17 protein-coding genes are annotated in these 14675 nt (G+C 64.2%); 14 read left to right on the top strand and 3 right to left on the bottom strand.

Going from position 1 to position 14675, the window contains the following annotated elements:
* Positions 1 to 20 precede the first annotated feature (20 nt).
* Positions 21 to 566, bottom strand: coding sequence for a hypothetical protein (locus tag ACFY3V_RS05390; protein ID WP_362896458.1), 546 nt, complete (start codon positions 564 to 566; stop codon positions 21 to 23).
* Between the two features lie 257 nt (positions 567 to 823).
* Here ACFY3V_RS05390 and ACFY3V_RS05385 point away from each other — a divergent pair, with 257 nt between their 5' ends.
* The 9 genes from ACFY3V_RS05385 to ACFY3V_RS05345 all read left to right on the top strand — a co-directional run bounded on the left by ACFY3V_RS05385 (position 824) and on the right by ACFY3V_RS05345 (position 6579).
* Positions 824 to 1705: a haloalkane dehalogenase gene (locus tag ACFY3V_RS05385; protein ID WP_389770310.1), complete on the top strand. Its 882-nt coding sequence runs from the start codon at positions 824 to 826 to the stop codon at positions 1703 to 1705.
* 369 nt (positions 1706 to 2074) lie between these two features.
* A complete protein-coding gene (locus ACFY3V_RS05380) occupies positions 2075 to 2404 on the top strand; it encodes a type II toxin-antitoxin system RelE/ParE family toxin (RefSeq protein WP_389770307.1) in 330 nt (109 codons plus the stop codon).
* 5 nt (positions 2405 to 2409) lie between these two features.
* On the top strand, positions 2410 to 2709 hold the full coding sequence (locus tag ACFY3V_RS05375) for a helix-turn-helix transcriptional regulator (RefSeq protein WP_343976147.1): 300 nt from the start codon (positions 2410 to 2412) through the stop codon (positions 2707 to 2709).
* 377 nt (positions 2710 to 3086) lie between these two features.
* Complete coding sequence (locus ACFY3V_RS05370) at positions 3087 to 3350, top strand: CopG family transcriptional regulator (RefSeq protein ID WP_362896452.1); 264 nt, start codon at positions 3087 to 3089, stop codon at positions 3348 to 3350.
* A complete protein-coding gene (locus ACFY3V_RS05365; RefSeq protein WP_389770302.1) occupies positions 3347 to 3760 on the top strand; it encodes a type II toxin-antitoxin system VapC family toxin in 414 nt (137 codons plus the stop codon). Before ACFY3V_RS05370 ends, ACFY3V_RS05365 begins: the two co-directional genes overlap by 4 nt.
* 371 nt (positions 3761 to 4131) lie before the next feature.
* Positions 4132 to 4377, top strand: a complete 246-nt coding sequence (locus tag ACFY3V_RS05360) for a hypothetical protein (RefSeq protein ID WP_089211966.1) — start codon at positions 4132 to 4134, stop codon at positions 4375 to 4377.
* On the top strand, positions 4374 to 4799 hold the full coding sequence (locus ACFY3V_RS05355) for a type II toxin-antitoxin system VapC family toxin (protein ID WP_389770299.1): 426 nt from the start codon (positions 4374 to 4376) through the stop codon (positions 4797 to 4799). Before ACFY3V_RS05360 ends, ACFY3V_RS05355 begins: the two co-directional genes overlap by 4 nt.
* A gap of 179 nt (positions 4800 to 4978) precedes the next feature.
* Positions 4979 to 5815: a hypothetical protein gene (locus ACFY3V_RS05350; RefSeq protein WP_389770295.1), complete on the top strand. Its 837-nt coding sequence runs from the start codon at positions 4979 to 4981 to the stop codon at positions 5813 to 5815.
* A 188-nt stretch (positions 5816 to 6003) separates the two neighbouring features.
* Positions 6004 to 6579: a DUF6461 domain-containing protein gene (locus ACFY3V_RS05345; protein ID WP_389770292.1), complete on the top strand. Its 576-nt coding sequence runs from the start codon at positions 6004 to 6006 to the stop codon at positions 6577 to 6579.
* Between the two features lie 203 nt (positions 6580 to 6782).
* On the opposite strand, the gene ACFY3V_RS05340 is transcribed toward ACFY3V_RS05345, so the two are convergent.
* Positions 6783 to 7349 (bottom strand): DUF6461 domain-containing protein, encoded by a 567-nt coding sequence (locus ACFY3V_RS05340; protein ID WP_389770289.1) that lies wholly within the window; start codon positions 7347 to 7349, stop codon positions 6783 to 6785.
* 336 nt (positions 7350 to 7685) lie between these two features.
* Here ACFY3V_RS05340 and ACFY3V_RS05335 point away from each other — a divergent pair, with 336 nt between their 5' ends.
* The 3 genes from ACFY3V_RS05335 (at position 7686) to ACFY3V_RS05325 (ending at position 9455) form a co-directional block, all read left to right on the top strand.
* Complete coding sequence (locus ACFY3V_RS05335; protein WP_389770286.1) at positions 7686 to 8423, top strand: hypothetical protein; 738 nt, start codon at positions 7686 to 7688, stop codon at positions 8421 to 8423.
* A gap of 314 nt (positions 8424 to 8737) precedes the next feature.
* A complete protein-coding gene (locus ACFY3V_RS05330; protein WP_389770283.1) occupies positions 8738 to 9025 on the top strand; it encodes a winged helix-turn-helix domain-containing protein in 288 nt (95 codons plus the stop codon).
* Between the two features lies 1 nt (position 9026).
* Positions 9027 to 9455 carry a GntR family transcriptional regulator gene (locus tag ACFY3V_RS05325; protein ID WP_389770280.1) on the top strand — a complete coding sequence of 143 codons (429 nt, stop codon included), beginning with the start codon at positions 9027 to 9029 and terminating at the stop codon, positions 9453 to 9455.
* 609 nt (positions 9456 to 10064) lie between these two features.
* Here the strand turns inward: ACFY3V_RS05325 and ACFY3V_RS05320 are convergent.
* A complete protein-coding gene (locus tag ACFY3V_RS05320) occupies positions 10065 to 13013 on the bottom strand; it encodes an immunoglobulin-like domain-containing protein (RefSeq protein ID WP_389770276.1) in 2949 nt (982 codons plus the stop codon).
* 755 nt (positions 13014 to 13768) lie between these two features.
* On the opposite strand from ACFY3V_RS05320, the gene ACFY3V_RS05315 reads away from it, so the two are divergent.
* Both ACFY3V_RS05315 and ACFY3V_RS05310 read left to right on the top strand, forming a co-directional pair.
* Positions 13769 to 14251: a hypothetical protein gene (locus ACFY3V_RS05315; RefSeq protein ID WP_389771289.1), complete on the top strand. Its 483-nt coding sequence runs from the start codon at positions 13769 to 13771 to the stop codon at positions 14249 to 14251.
* The gene (locus tag ACFY3V_RS05310) at positions 14164 to 14412 is read left to right on the top strand and encodes a tyrosine-type recombinase/integrase (RefSeq protein WP_389771257.1); all 249 of its coding nucleotides are present in this window, start codon (positions 14164 to 14166) and stop codon (positions 14410 to 14412) included. The genes ACFY3V_RS05315 and ACFY3V_RS05310 overlap by 88 nt, the downstream gene beginning before the upstream one ends.
* The last annotated feature ends 263 nt before the right edge of the window (positions 14413 to 14675 follow it).

Genomic DNA, 14675 nt, shown 5'->3' with positions numbered 1-14675 from the left:
GATCGGTGAAGGCGGGCAGGTCATCCTGACCTGAGCTCCGGCCGTGGCCGGCCGTTGTGACGCAGCCGGAGCCGACGCCGGGGGTGCGAGCGCAGCACCGGGTGGAGGTTCCAGCCCTGCTCCGAGGCGACGCGCAGGGTGTAACCGGCGCCGGCGCCCCGGAAGTAGTGTGCGCCGAGTTCCAGGTCGCGGTGGTACTCGCGACGGTACTGGGAGGTCTCCACGCGTCGGGTCTGCTTCTCGATGCGCCGGTCCACGCGCGCCTGGTAGTACGCCGTGTCGCCCTCCCGCACCAGCGCCACCGGGGTCACGCACCAGAGCGGGACGAACGGTATCTGGCCCAATGTGGCGTCCAGCATTCGTATCGCGCCGTTCTCGGCACGCGGCACCATGTCGACGATCAGCTGGGCCACCGGCGCTACGCAGTGGAAGCAGATCGCGAGGACGACCCACACCACCCACCACAGCGGCAGGAACACCAGGGTCAGGGGGAGAAGCAACAGCCAGCGCAGTGCCGCCGGGCGGACGGGAAGCGGCCCCCAGGTCGGGCCGTCGTAGTCATGCACGGACGGTGTCTTCCTCTCGGGGTCGCCATCGCTCGACGGTGCGCCCGTGAGCCTACTCCGAGGGCCGACCGCCCCACACGAAGCGGCGGGCCGTGCCGGCCGCGGCCTGGAACAGTGCCTCGAAGGTCGCCGGGTCCTCGCGAGGCCAAGGCTGACAGCGGTCGCACACTATGACGCACCGGGGGGCTTGTGGCAAGACCCGGGTCGTGCTGCAGAATCTCCGACCGAAGCAAGAACCCGCGGAAATGAGGAGAGTCATGATCTCGACTGAGGAACGATATCGGAAGCGTCGTATTGAGATCGACGGGCTTGAAATGGCATACGTCGAGGAGGGGGAAGGTGATCCGATCGTCTTTCTTCATGGCAACCCGACTTCGTCGTACGTGTGGCGGAATGTAATCCCGTATCTGGCGGACAAAGGGCGCTGCATCGCCCCGGACCTGATCGGGATGGGCGATTCCGCGAAACTTCCGGTCAGCGGGCCGGGCTCATACCGCTTCGTCGAGCATCGCCGCTATCTCGATGCGTTCCTTCAGGCTCTCGGCGTACGTGAGCGGGTGGTCATGGTGCTGCAGGACTGGGGTTCGGCCCTGGGTTTCGATTGGGCGTACCGTCAGCCTTCCGCACTCCGGGGTATCGCCTATATGGAGGCGTTCGTGGCTCCGATCCCCTCGTGGAGCGACTGGCCGGAGCCTGCGATTGCGCTCTTCCAGGCGATCCGCTCCACTGCGGGTGAAGAGATGGTCCTCGATCAAAACTTCTTCGTCGATGATGTCTTGCCTGCAGAGGTGCTGCGAGGGCTGTCGGAGGCGGAGATGGCCGTCTACCGTCGTCCCTACACGGAACCCGGCGAGTCACGCAGACCGACGCTGACCTGGCCGCGCGAGGTTCCCGTTGCGGGCGAACCACGCGATGTTCACGATGTCGTCACGCGTTATGCGGAATGGCTCGCTAAGTCTTCGGTTCCCAAGCTGTTCATCGAGGCGGTTCCAGGAACGATGTTTGAAACACACCGGGCCATCGCCCGGTCGTGGCCGAATCAGACACACATCACGATCACGGGTGGCCACATGGTTCAAGAAGACGCTCCCGATCAAATCGGGGCGGCCATCGCCTCCTGGCTGCGAGATCTCTCCTGAAAGGGGCGGCGGCGCCCGGGCTCCGGGGCGACCTGGTGCTGGTGGAGGGCGACCCGCTCACGGACATCGCCGCTCCCCGGTAATCGTGGAGATATGGCGGGGCGGAGTCCGCCGGAGCCGCGCCTACTGAACCTGATGACACACCGCCGGTGTCCGAGCTAAGGGGGAACCTCAACCGGTGTTCCCCGCCTGTTCTGGCACGGATCTGGCACGTGATCAACGTTGCGTGGGAAGCCGGACGACTGCCCTTGGGGCGGAGTGTGCTGGGGATCGTCCCGGTGCGGACCTTTCTCGACAGGAAGAACAGGAGTGTTTCCAGGACGTGATACTTGCCGTCGCTATAACGTCCGTGTTATGAATTGGGGAGAGGTGGAGCTGGAGTCAGAGGTCGATGAGTGGTTCGACACGCTTGATCAAGAGGGGCAGGAGACGGCGGCGTTCTATGTCGACCTGCTGGCCGAGCGTGGTGTCCTGCTGGATGAGCCTTACACTCGTCAGCTCCGCGGCAAGTTACGTGAGCTGCGTTTCCACCTCGACCGGGAGGCGGTACGGATCACCTACTGGATCGCACCGGGTCGGCGGATCATCATGCTGACGGTGTTCCGCAAGCAGCGGATGCGCGAGTCCGCTGAGATCGAGCGGGCGTGGCGGGCCATGCAGCGGTGTATCGCCGAGGCTCACACGGTGGATGAGGAGTGAGCGGTATGGGTGAGCGCAAGAGCTGGGGTGCCAAGCGGGCTGAGATCATGAGCCGTCCGGGGGCCGGAGCGGCGTACGAGGCCGCCAGGATCCGGTTCGAGCTGGGTGAAGCGGTACGGCTGCGCCGTGAGCAGCTCGGTCTGACCCAGAGTGAGCTGGCCGAGCGCGCTGGGTTGAAGCAGCCTGCGGTGGCGCGGTTCGAGGCAGGCGGGACGATGCCGACGATTCCGATGCTGGAGCGGCTCGCGGAGGCTCTGGAGATGCGGCTGAGCGTTCAGTTCCAACCCCTGCGTGAGGCGAGCTGATCTTCTGGGGTATTTCCGGAGCCGTAGATCACCGAAGTGGGAGCAGTCGAGCCGAACGACGCTGAAAACAGGGCCCAGATCGGGAATCATCTCTGAGCTGGGCCTTTGAGTGTGGAGCGGGTGACGGGAATCGAACCCGCGCTGTCAGCTTGGGAATCGGCTACCGATCTTGCCGCTCTGAGCTGGGAAAGCAGGTGTGCGGGTAGACGAGGTGTGGTTCCCCGTGAGTCCCTGTGGATGACCGGTGTTCCCCGCCTGTTCTGGCACGTGATCCACGCCGCCCAAGAGACCTGGACGAGTAACCAAGATCGAGAAGTGGATGCGAGACGGACCTGGTGCTCATTCCCGCCAGGAGCATAGAAGGTAGGATAGAGAGCATGAGTGAGCCTACCGGCAAGTATTCGATCACCATGCCGCGTGACATCGCGGAGGCCGCACGGTCCCGGAGCGGACCTTCCGGTCTGTCTGCCTACGTCGCCGCCGCCGTCGCCCGCCAGATCGAGCGCGACAACCTCAGTGAACTCATCCAGGTCGCCGAGGCCGAGCATGGCCCCATTGCCGACGATGAAGTCCAGGCACTGCGCGACCAACTCAACCAGGCCCGGCAGGGACAGGTCCGCGGTGGGGCGGACGTTGCATGACCCGTTCTCCCGCCACCCCTGGTGGCACGCTGGTCCTCGACAGCGAGGGACTGGCCAAAGTCGTCCTGCGTGACCGCACGGTCACCACATGGCTCGCCCTCGCCCGCGCCGACGACCTCCGCGTTATCACCTCCGCCGCCACCCTCGTCGAAGTGGTCCACCCCCGCATCAAACGGCCGGCTCTGGAGTGGTCGCTGTCCCGCCTTGTCGTTGAACCGGTCACCGAACCGATCGCTCGCCACGCCGCCACACTTCTGGCTGACGCCGGCCTGCACGGGCACAAGTACGCCATCGATGCGATGCTCAGCGCAACCGCCCTCGCTGCCCCCGGCCCCGTCACGGTTCTCACCTCCGACCCGGAGGACATCGCCGCCCTGTGCGGCGGACGCGTCATCGTCGTCAAGGTCTGAGCTGCGTGCGATGACGAGCATGACGGAGCGGTGGGAGCAACGAGAGCCAACGGCCCGAGAAGATCGAACAGTCCTGGAAACGACTAAGGCCCGGGTCGGGAATCCATCTCTGACCTGGGCCTTCGCTCTTGGAGCGGGTGACGGGAATCGAACCCGCGCTGTCAGCTTGGGAATCATCTACTGATCTTGTCGCTCTGAGCTGGGAAAACAGGGGTGCAGGTCAAGGCGGTCGAGTGACCGTGAGTCCTCGTGAGTGACCTCGGTTCCCCGCCTGTTCTGGTACGGATCTGGCACGAAGTCTTGATGTCAAGACACCGTTGATGCGGCGGTTGGGCTGGGGTGAGCACAGACGCTTACGTAGACTCAGAGGTATGACTGCCGGGCACGCGCACGAGGAGCTCCACCATCTGGTCGATCGCCTTTCTCCGGACCAGGCGCGTCGTCTGCTGCGTCTGGTGAAGACGGATCCGGAGTTGGCTGAGACCGTGGACGAAGAGACCGACGAGCCGGTTCGGCGTCGGCGGTTGTCGATCGCGGGGATCGGTGCCTCCGGTGAGGGGGATCTGTCGGAACGGGTCGAAGATCTGCTGGCGGAGCGGTTCAATCGGTCAACGTGACTTTCACGCTCCTGGACACTGGCCCCTTGATCGCTGTTGTCGATCGAGATGACAAGCACCATGCCTCATGCGTGCGTCTTCTCGAAGAGTTGGAGGGGCCGCTCCTGCTGCTTTCGACCATCCTGATCGAGGCGGGGTGGACCATTAACAGGCATATGGGGTCTCGCGTGCATGCGCGGTTTCTTGATCTGGCGGTTGAAGAGTTCGAACTGGTCGATCTGGTGCCAGCCGATGTGCGACGAATGGCAGAGCTCGTCCGTACTTACCGAGATGCCCGACTCGACCCGGCTGACGTGTCCGTGGTCGCCATCGCAGAGCGCCTGAACGTTACTCAGATCGCGACGCTGGACCGACGTGACTTCACTTTGATCCGACCTCAGCATGTGCCGGCGTTCACGCTTCTACCAAAAGTGCTTGGCTGACCTGGCCTAACAAGTGTGGAGCGGGTGACGGGAATCGAACTCGCGCTGTCAGCTTGGGAAGCTCACATCTGGAACGTTGATCATGGCTGCTTGGTACGGGGGAGGCGTCTTTTGTGTTGCTCCGCCAGGGGCAGGTATGTCACAAGCCCTGATCTTGACGCACGAACCGGCTGTACGGGATGGTCATCGACGTGTCCCTGTCGAACGACGAACCAGCAGTTGAAGTGATCCCTCGTGTAGGTGTATCCGAGCCGCGTTTACGGATGCGGACAGTCGTAGTGGCCATGGCCGTGCTTCTCACCATCGGTGGAGCAGGTGCTGTCTGGTTCTCCGGGATGCGCTCGCAAAGTGTCCTTCCCCCACCGGACGGCCCCTGGCCTGAGCAGCGTGGGTTCATGGTTCTGCAGTGCTCGGCGGAAGGGCTAACGCCGGAGACCCAGCCAGTTGTCGAGAAGTTCCTTCGCGCCTTGCCGGAGATCGAGAACCTCAAGGCCTACAGCAAGGTGCAGATGGAGGGAGAGCCGCTGATGACGCGCAATGTCTGCGGCGTCCAGGCGCATTTTGTGGGAACCGCTCGTGATGTGAGTGACATTCCGAAGATCGCGAAGGAGGTGGCGAAGTCGCCGGTTTCCGTGGGTCTGGTGCGGTTGCCCGTTAATTTCTGGGCGGGCAAGGCGGACGTGCGGGTCATGTTGACTGGCCTGAGTTCCCCCGTTCTCCAGCTTGGAAGGGAAGGAGCTCGTGCGGCGGGGAAGAAGGATATAGAGGTTATTGTCGAGAAAATTCGGCAGGCAGTGGATGTCGACAAGATCTATCACGAGGATAGTGCCTTCGCGACGAAGATCAGCGCCTCCTACTGCCCTGACCGTCTGTGCGGTTTCATTTCAGGTCCGGTCGATCAGGAGGCCCTCTATGTCAAGACTGATGCTCCCAGCGCAGCCGAGACGCTGAAAAGTGCTCTTGATGACATGCCGGGCGTGGACTACGTCTTTCCAGTCACCCCTGACGTGCTGTGACCGGCCTTAGTGATGGATCGGGTGACGGGAATCGAACCCGCGCTGTCAGCTTGGGAATCGTATGGAGCACGCCTTGTTGTGCGGCTGACCTAGGCTTCGGGCCGGTCGTGAGTGACCGCGGTTGATCCCTCGTTGCCCCTCTTAACGGCACGCTAATGGCACGACGATCAACAGATGAGGTGTTGCGGATGGCGTTTACCTACGCCGATGTTGCCTGGCTGGCCGAAGACGACGAGCTGGGTGATCTGTGGTGCCTGACCTTCGTGCGTGGAGTCAGCGAGGTACAGGCACTTCGCCGACTGGGTGCCGACCAGGAGAGCATCCGGCCACTCACCTATGACGAGTTGATAGACGATGCCCTCTTTCCTGAGACGGTGCTTGCGGGAAGAGCGGGCGACTGGACTGTGCTCATCGAGGAGAGCGGGTGGACGTGCACGGAAGCCGACAAGGCACAGGCCCTCTCGGCCGGGACCGTGGCGGTGCTGCGGCACGACTACGCATCCGACGACTTCGTCTACGCGGTGGACGGGGAGTTGGTCACGTACTTCAATCCCAAGATTCCCCAATGGCGGCACGGAAGTGATCCCGATCGACTCAACGACTTGATGAGGCAGGCGGGCCTTGATCCCGACGACGTACCCGGAACAGGTGCTGAGGCACCGTCGTCCGCGTCTGGAGCACTTCTCCTCGCAGCACGATTGACCGGCGTGGTGCTGACTCCGGAGATCGTCAAAGGGCCGCTCATGAGTGGCGTCGTTGGCTGATCCGTCCACGATGTCATATCCGAATTCCGCTGCCCGGAATCTGCCCGCGCTGCAGCACGGCTCGAACTCAAAACCTGCGGATTAAAAGTGGAAGGCGTTCTATGAGTCGTGTGGTGTAGTGACCTGGGCTCTTTCGGCCCGCCGGTCAAGGCCGGCCGAGACCATTCCGTGCATGTTCCGGATCTTCGTAAGGTGCGGTTTCCTCACCGATAAGGAGCGAGGTGATCAGTTGATCCGACTAGAGCGAGACCGGCGTACCGGGCACGGGATAGGTGGACACCGGTGGCTCGTTCGGCAAGGGCGAGAGCGCTGGAGACGGGGTTGCCGGCGAATTGCGGCTTCTCGTCGTCGACAGGCAGGCCGAGGTCGCCGACGTCGACCTGGAGCCGGTCAGGGTCACCACCATCCCGGAAACAGTAGCCGTACAGGCCAAAAGCAGTGATCAGCTGGCCGTCGACGCAGTAGGCGAAACCATCGCTATTGAGGGTCGCGCATACCGCAGCTGCTGCTGTTCCTGCAGATAGCAGTCCAACCTTGTGGAAGATGATCCCCGCCCAGCCGTGTTCGATCAGGACGGTTCCACCGCGGGCGGCATAGGCCGCGACGCCGAATCCGGATTCGCACGGAGTACCTGGGGTGACGTTGATCCGTTGCAGGGCTTCTTCGGGAGACATGCTCTGCACGAAGCCCGCATAGAGCCAAGTGCTGTCTTCATCGTCGGTGAACTCCCGGTAGAGCCATTCGTAGGTCGCCGCCGTCGCACCGCTCATCTGTCCATGTGCCTTCCGCGAGGGCCATATCGCGGTGATCATGACAGGGAGGTCCGACAACTTCGTTCCTACAGTTCATGCGCTATCGGCTTGGGAAGTCTCTATCACGCCTGGCCGCTGAACTGGGAGGACGCTGACCTGCGGGGGAGCGCTCCGAGTACCCATGATTCCCTGTGAGTCCCTCTTAGTCACCCTTCTGGCGGGCACGCAACGGGCACGGAGAACGTCTAGTTTCATTGCTCCGGAACTTGAAGCCGGTCCCCCTCGTTGATCACATAAAAATTTCCCCCTGAGATTCGAGGGCATTTGTTCCCCACTCTTCTTCGGCCGCTGCTAGTGATCCTCACCATTGCTCTGCTCGCTGGCTGCATGTCCGATCGCTCAACGTCCTCGTTTCCGGAGGAGACGGTTGCGGAGCCGGAGGACGTCACGGATGCGGAGGATCTCGGGGACCTCGAAGAGGATTTTTCTGCCATTCTGATCTGCGTCAAGAAGCGCACGCGGATCCGCGTCGCCTACCGCCCATGCGATGATGCTGAACTCGGTTTTGCCTGGTATTTCTTGTCATGGGAAACGAAAATTCCCGCCACCGGTAGGAAAGCCAAAGGGGGGACGTTTGAAGATCCGGGCTACAGCGTGACCTCTCTCGCGCGTAATCGCGGAGGCGTTGGCCCAGAGGTCGCCCTCTCCGACGAGGCCCGGTTCGAGGTGTGCGTGAAAGCAGAGACGCGGATCCGTGCCTCTGACAGCAGATGTGATGACGAGGACGACGGCTTCACCTGGTACCACATCCCTTATGATGATCATGTCCCTGCGGTGGGTAAGAAGGCTGTCGGCGGATCCTTCTATCGCGCTGGCTCGGACCGCTACAGGGCACAGGTAAAAGGCGGAATGGGTGACGAGGCCGTTATTGAGCCTGACCGGCCGAACAACACTCCCACCCAGCGATCGCCGCGCTGTACACGCACGGTCAATGGCAAGTGCGACGATGCGACCAGCAGCTGCACCTACATCGTCAATGGACGCTGCCGGGACAATGGCGGCTTACCTGGTCGCGCTCCGGGAAGGTTGTGATCCCTCTTCCATATGTATGCCTTGGGTTGAGCGCGTCTGCTGTCACGATGATCGGTGGACCGGGGAACGCGCCCGCACCGTCATTAGGAACGAAGCACTGGCTCGGCGATCGGCCCCAACCCCGTGCGAGACCAGCCACAGCATGGCGATCGTCGTGCCGCAGAGGTCGGCGAGTGCGTGGGGTACGGCGGCGCGGAGCGCCGCCCTTGACCACGCGGGCCGCGCTGATCTATCTGCACACCGAGAACGGGCGGGATCAGATGATTGCCGAGACCGCAACGCCGAAGCGCAGCACGAACAGGTAAGAAACGGGCATGCCTCGACAAGTGGATCATGACGAGCGGCGGCGCAAGTTGACCGAGCAACGACGGATCGAGGTCGGGGACTACCCGCCGGGTTCGATGCTGCTCAGCGAGAACCAGCTGATCAACGAGTTCGGTGTCTCCCGGCCCACCGTGGTGGCGGCGCTTCGGGTGCTGCGGGAACAAGGCTGGGTGGAATCACAGCAGGGCAAGGGCCGCTTCGTGCGGCGTCGCCGGGGCCGAACAACCCCGCCCCGGACAGGCCTACCTGACCGCCCCGGAAACCGCCTCTCCCGATGAAGTGGTGCACGCCGGAGCCGTGGCGGTACCCAACCGGATCGCCGCCCTGCTCGACCTGTCGCCCGGGAGTAAAGCGTTCCTGCGGCGCCGGGTGATCGGCAAAGGCGGTGAGCCGACCGAGGTCGTGTCGACCTGGGTGCCGCTGGACATTGCCGAAGGCACCGCGCTGACCCAAGAACAACCACTAGAGCAGGGTCTTCGCGAGCATCTGCAGTCCCGTAAGGGGGTGCGGTTCGATCACGTGGTGGAGCAGATCACCGCGCGCATGCCGGCGGCCGAGGAAGCCAAACAGCTCGGCATGCCTAAGAGTGCGCCGCTGCTCGTGGTGTACGGGGCGGTACGGGACGCTGCGGGGAAGGCGTTGGCGGCGGTGGAGGTGCTGTTGCCGGCGGATCGGCATGAGCTGCAGGACGTCTATCCGTTTACCTGACCCGCGTGTGATTCGGTCGCGGTTATCCGCCGGGGCAGTCGTTGTCTCCGCCGCTGCGCTCGATGCAGTGGTAGGAGGGCAAAGGGTCGCGGGGCTGGGCGGGGGGATTCGCGTGGTTCCCGATGGTCATGACAGCCGAGACGAGTACCCCGCAGAGCAACGCGGCGATGGTGAAGAACCAGGTCGCGGTCCTTCGTCGGGTGGCCCATGCGATGAATGCCGCGATCGCGGGTGCGCCGACCATGACGATGCCCGTGGCCGTCAAGAACCACGCAGCGCGCTTGCTGTCGGAAGGGCTGCCAAAGGAGGCTGACAGTCCATCAGGAACAGGTACGGAGTCCCAAGCAGCCATATCAACGTAAGAGCAAGGAGGACGACCTTGCTCCAAGAACTCACGCCCGGTAAACGAGGATCAGCCCGAAACCTTCGCCGGCCGAAACCGATCACCCCGTGAGTCATAAAGGTCAGCGCAGGATCGTCGCGACCCGGTGATCGGTGTGGATTGTTCCGGTCACCGGGTCTTCATGCGACATCGATCTATGGGGATGGGGCCGACCGGTACGCGACCGGCCCCGGTTCAGTAGCGGGAATGCGCCGCGGCCGGTCGGGTTAGGCGCAGTTGATGGCGGTGTAGGAGGGGTTGTAGGTCGAGGTGACCTGCCGGCCATCGATCGTCGCGGTCGCCGTCACGGTCGCACTGCCCGTGGCGATCTGCCCGGCCCTGGTGCTGAAGGACTGGTAGGCCTGCTTGCCTGGGGCGACGTCGGCCACGGCCTTCGAACCGTAGGGGGTGGTCAGCGTCACGTTCGCCGGTACGGCGGCGTCGTTGACCGCGGTCACGGCCACGTACGCCGTGGTGCCCACGCAGCGGGCGGTGGCGGTCACGGTCAGCGCGAGCTCCGGAGCGTCCGGCACCGTGAACGACGCCGCAGCTTCCGACGCCTTCAGATAGTCGAAGCCGAGGTACTCGGCCTTGACCGTCCGGGTACCCGCAGGCAGACCCTCCGGCAGCGTGACCGTGGCCGCGCCGTCCTTCAGGTGGGCGAGCTCCGACCACGAGCCGACGCTGAACCGCACCTGACCGCCGGTCTCGAACCCGTCAGCGGCCTCGACGGTGGCGGTGGCCGTGGTCGTCTGGGCCCCGCTCGCGTACGGCTCGACGGCCACCTTGGTGGTGGTCGTGACGTCGCTGTTCGGGATCTCGCGGATGTCGTTCCACTCACGGACGGTGAGCGGGATCACGGTGCCGTGACGCGGACGGACGACGCCCGCGTTGGTCATCGTGAGCGGCTTGGCGTTCCAGGTCGGAGCCTCGATGTTCTCGTGGCACGCGGCCTGGTACCCACCACCGTTGGTGTACCGGTCACCCCAGAGGTAGAACTGGCCGGGGCAGGAGGTGTCACCGGGGTTGGCCTTGAAGATGACCGGCCCCTCGTACCCCTGGTTGGCGACCCACGTCGTGCGCCCCAGAGCCGGAGCGAGCAACGTCCAGTTGTTGATGTTGCTGTCCAGGAAGTCGGTGTGCTTCTCCGAGAAGATGTCCGAACCCTGGTTGCCGGCCTCGTTCTTGGTCACACGGTAGTAGTGGTCACCGACCCGGATCGCGGTCGTGTCGATCCGCGACAGCGGGGCCGGGTCCTGCCAGACCTTGGGAGCGGAGAACGTCTGGAAGTCGCGCGTCGTGGCGTACCACATCTGCGCGTTCCCCTGACCGGTGCGGTTCACGGGGTCGTTCCACAGCGACTGCGCCCAGAACACGGCGTAGGCGCCGATCTCCTCGACCCACAGCGACTCGGGTGCGAAGGCGTTGCCCGCGTTGTCGGGCGCGACCTTCACGTGCCGCTGAGGAGTCCAGTTCACCAGGTCGTGCGACTCGAACACCTCGATGTACTGGGTGTCGTTGATCGCGTATCCGCCCTGGTCGTACCAGTTCAGGTCGGTGGCGATCATGTAGAACGTGTCGCCGTCGGGCGAGCGGACGATGTGCGGGTCACGAAGCCCCTGGTCGCCCAGCTGGGAGACGAGCGACGGCCAGCCCCCGGTCAGACCGGTCCAGTCCAGAGCGGTGTTTCCGTTGGACGTCGCGAACATGATCTGCTCGCCGTCGGCGATCCCCTCGCCCTTGAAGTACCCCATGAAGTACCGCTCGTGCTTCTCGGAACGGGGCTTCGCGGTGATGGTCACCGGGAACGACTTCGTCTTCGAGGCCGAACCCTTGGTGATGGTCGCCGTCAGGGTGGCGGTGACATCCGCACGGCCGAAGGCCGGGCGGGTCACCTTACCCGTCGGGGTGACGAGGTCGGTGGTCGACTTCCAGGTGATCGTGGATCCGAACTCGCCGCCGGCCGGAAGGTTGATGTTTCCGCGCACGTCGTCGGTGGCGTACAGGGCCAGGTCGAACGCGTCACGGTCGACCGCCTGCGCGTCGTCGAACTTGGCCTTCACCACAATGGGGATCTCCCGTGTGGTGACCTCTTGGGCGCCCTTGCGGACGGTCGCCGTGAGCGTGGCCGTCGCGTCGGGCTGCCCCTGCGCGGGTCGGGTGATCTTGCCGGTCACCGCGACCTTGCGTGCGCTGGGGACGGCCGGCGGGGTGTAGACCTCGACGACCGACGGGTCCGAACTCGTCCACGTGATGGCCGAGCCCGCCACGGAGCCCACTTTGGGCAGAACGATGTCGCGTACGATCGCACTGGTCAGGCCGAGGTCGATGGCGGCGGCGTCGGCGCTAACGCCATTGGAGACGGTCTTTTTCGCCAGGGCGAGTGTCTCTTCGGGGCTCACTGCCCTGTCGTAGACCCGGAAGTCCCGGAGCGTTCCGCGGAATGAGTAGTGGCCCGACGTCTGCGAGCGAGCGAGGAAGTTACAGTTGGTCCCCGCGGCGTTCACCGACGGCGGCGTGGTCAGGCTCGTTGACGTCGCGTGCTGCACGCCGTCGAGGTAAAGCGTGCCGGTCCAGCTCGTGCCGTTCGCGTTCAGGGACTGGGTGTAGGTGACGTGCGTCCAGGCTCCCTCGGTCATGCGGACCCGGTTCTGCTGGAGGTTCGCCGAGCCCACCGCGACGCGGAACCGCTGGGTGTTCGACGCGAAGATGGAGCCCTGGGCGCCGGTGTCGACGTCGCACGAGCCGGACTTCCTGCCGAAGCCCCACATCTGGTGCTCGCCGACGTTCGCCGGGTCGATCCACACGTCATAGTCGACCGTGAGGTTCGACATGCCGGCGGTGATGTCCTTCGGCAGCGCCACGTACGCACCGTCGAGGGCGCTCGCGTAGGAGTCGGGGTTGAACCTGACTCCGTTGCCGGTCAAGGTCGCCTTCTCCGGATTGACGAGCGTGGCGTTCGCCGCCGAGCCCGCGCTACCCGAGTTGACCAGCGTCGTCCCACTGGTCTCGTCGAGGGCGAAGTGGTGCACCAGCCCCTCGTTGAGCTGCTCGTCGGCAGCATGCGAGGGTGTCGCTGCCAACGAGACGGAGAGAAGCGCGCCCAGGGCCAGGCCCGCGACACCTCTCCCCTTCCGGATCAGCCGGTGGCGCGACCTTTGCTGTCGCAATCTCACTTGATCCTCCTTACTCCGGTCGCTGTGGACGCGTGGGGCACGGCCCCGTTCGGGGCGGGGGCGACCGCACTCGCGGGAGAGGCGAAGCCCGAATGGATGGTCAGCGCGCCGGCGAGGCCCAGCGTGATCAGGCCTGGTTGAGCGCTTCGACGAGACGAGGGCAGCACAGACAAAGGTTCACCTCGCTGTGAGATGTGGGGGGATGGTGTGAACTGGGAGGGACGGGGCTATATATCACAAATGTCCGGCTCTCGAATGCAGACACTAACCGCCACTCCTGGCGAAAGATAGCCTCAACTGCACCCCAACTTTTGCGTGATTTGCGTGAACCGACGAAAGTTATGCGAGCCCTGGATGAAAGTCTCGTCCCTGTCGGCACTCCGCAAGCATCAAAGCGACCATAGGGACGGGAATTACCAGGTCACGTGGGGTTCTTACCGCCGGTGCCGGCCGCCTGCTGCCCGCCGCATCACCCGCCCAGGGCGACCCAGACGGGCGGAGCGGCGTCGGACGACCACGGCAAGCAGGGACCGCCGGCACATCGAGGAATGCGACCTCCACCGCGACGACGTGCCGTTTCACGTCAAGTACGCCCGCACGTGGTTCGATAGCTGCTCTGTTACTTGACTGCCGGCGCCCGGTCGGGGTGCTGAGCGTGGTAGATGGCTTCGTCCTCGCTGAAGGAAATGTTTCGATCGCGCTATGAAGCCGCTGGTTGTTGAACCAGTCGACCCATTGCGCTGTGGAAGTTGGGCATGGACGGCCGGGCCGACTGCACGCAGGATCGACGGTTCCGCGCCCTGGTGCTCCTCGCCACCTTCGCCAGCCTGCGATGGGGAGAGGTGAGCGCACTTCGTCGTACGGATGTCGAGCTCGACGCCGGGACGGTTCGCATCCGGGCGACCTTCATCGAGCGTTCGACGGGCGGGCTCGTTCTGGGTCCTCCCAAGTCCAAGGCCGGCCGTCGCACTGTGGGCATCCCTAAGGCGATCGTTCCGGCGCTGCGCGATCATCTGAAGATCTACGTCAAGGACGGACCCGACGCGTTGATGTTCCCGGGAGCGAAAGGCGGCCCGCTGCGCCGTAGCGGTTTCAACACCCGTACCCGTCGGGTTGATGTGGTCAAGGAGATGTTGATGTGGTCAAGGAGATGGGGCTGCCTGGCCTGCACTTCCACGACCTTCGCCACACGGGCGACATGCTCGCCGCGGAGTCTGGCGTGGGGCTCAAGGATCTGATGGCCCGGATGGGGCACGACAACGTCCGAGCGGCCATGATCTACCAGCACGCCGTACGCGGGGCCGACAAGGCGATCACGGACGCGATCGACAGGCGGCTCGGAGAGCGAGAGGACGAGGAGGGGGACGGTATGGCCGGGGCAATGGTCCCCGCGGGCTGATCACGAGCTGATGGCCCGTGGATGGCCCGAGAAGATCGGAACGACCTACAAAACAATCAAGGCCCGGGTCGAGAACTATCCTCTGACCTGGGCCTTCAGTCTTGGAGCGGGTGACGGGAATCGAACCCGCGCTGTCAGCTTGGGAAGTCCCTAACGCATCTGGTCGCTGAGCTGGGAGGATGCTGACCTGCGGGGGGAGCGCTTCGAGTACCCGTGATTCCCCCTTGATCCCCCTCCTGACGGGCACGCAACGGGCACGGGGT

Origin of the sequence: Streptosporangium sp. NPDC000095, from assembly GCF_042899335.1 — a bacterium.
Classification (GTDB): Bacteria; Actinomycetota; Actinomycetes; order Streptosporangiales; family Streptosporangiaceae; genus Streptosporangium.
Note: the sequence above shows the minus strand (reverse complement) of the source record. Positions and strands in the feature narration are given on the sequence as shown.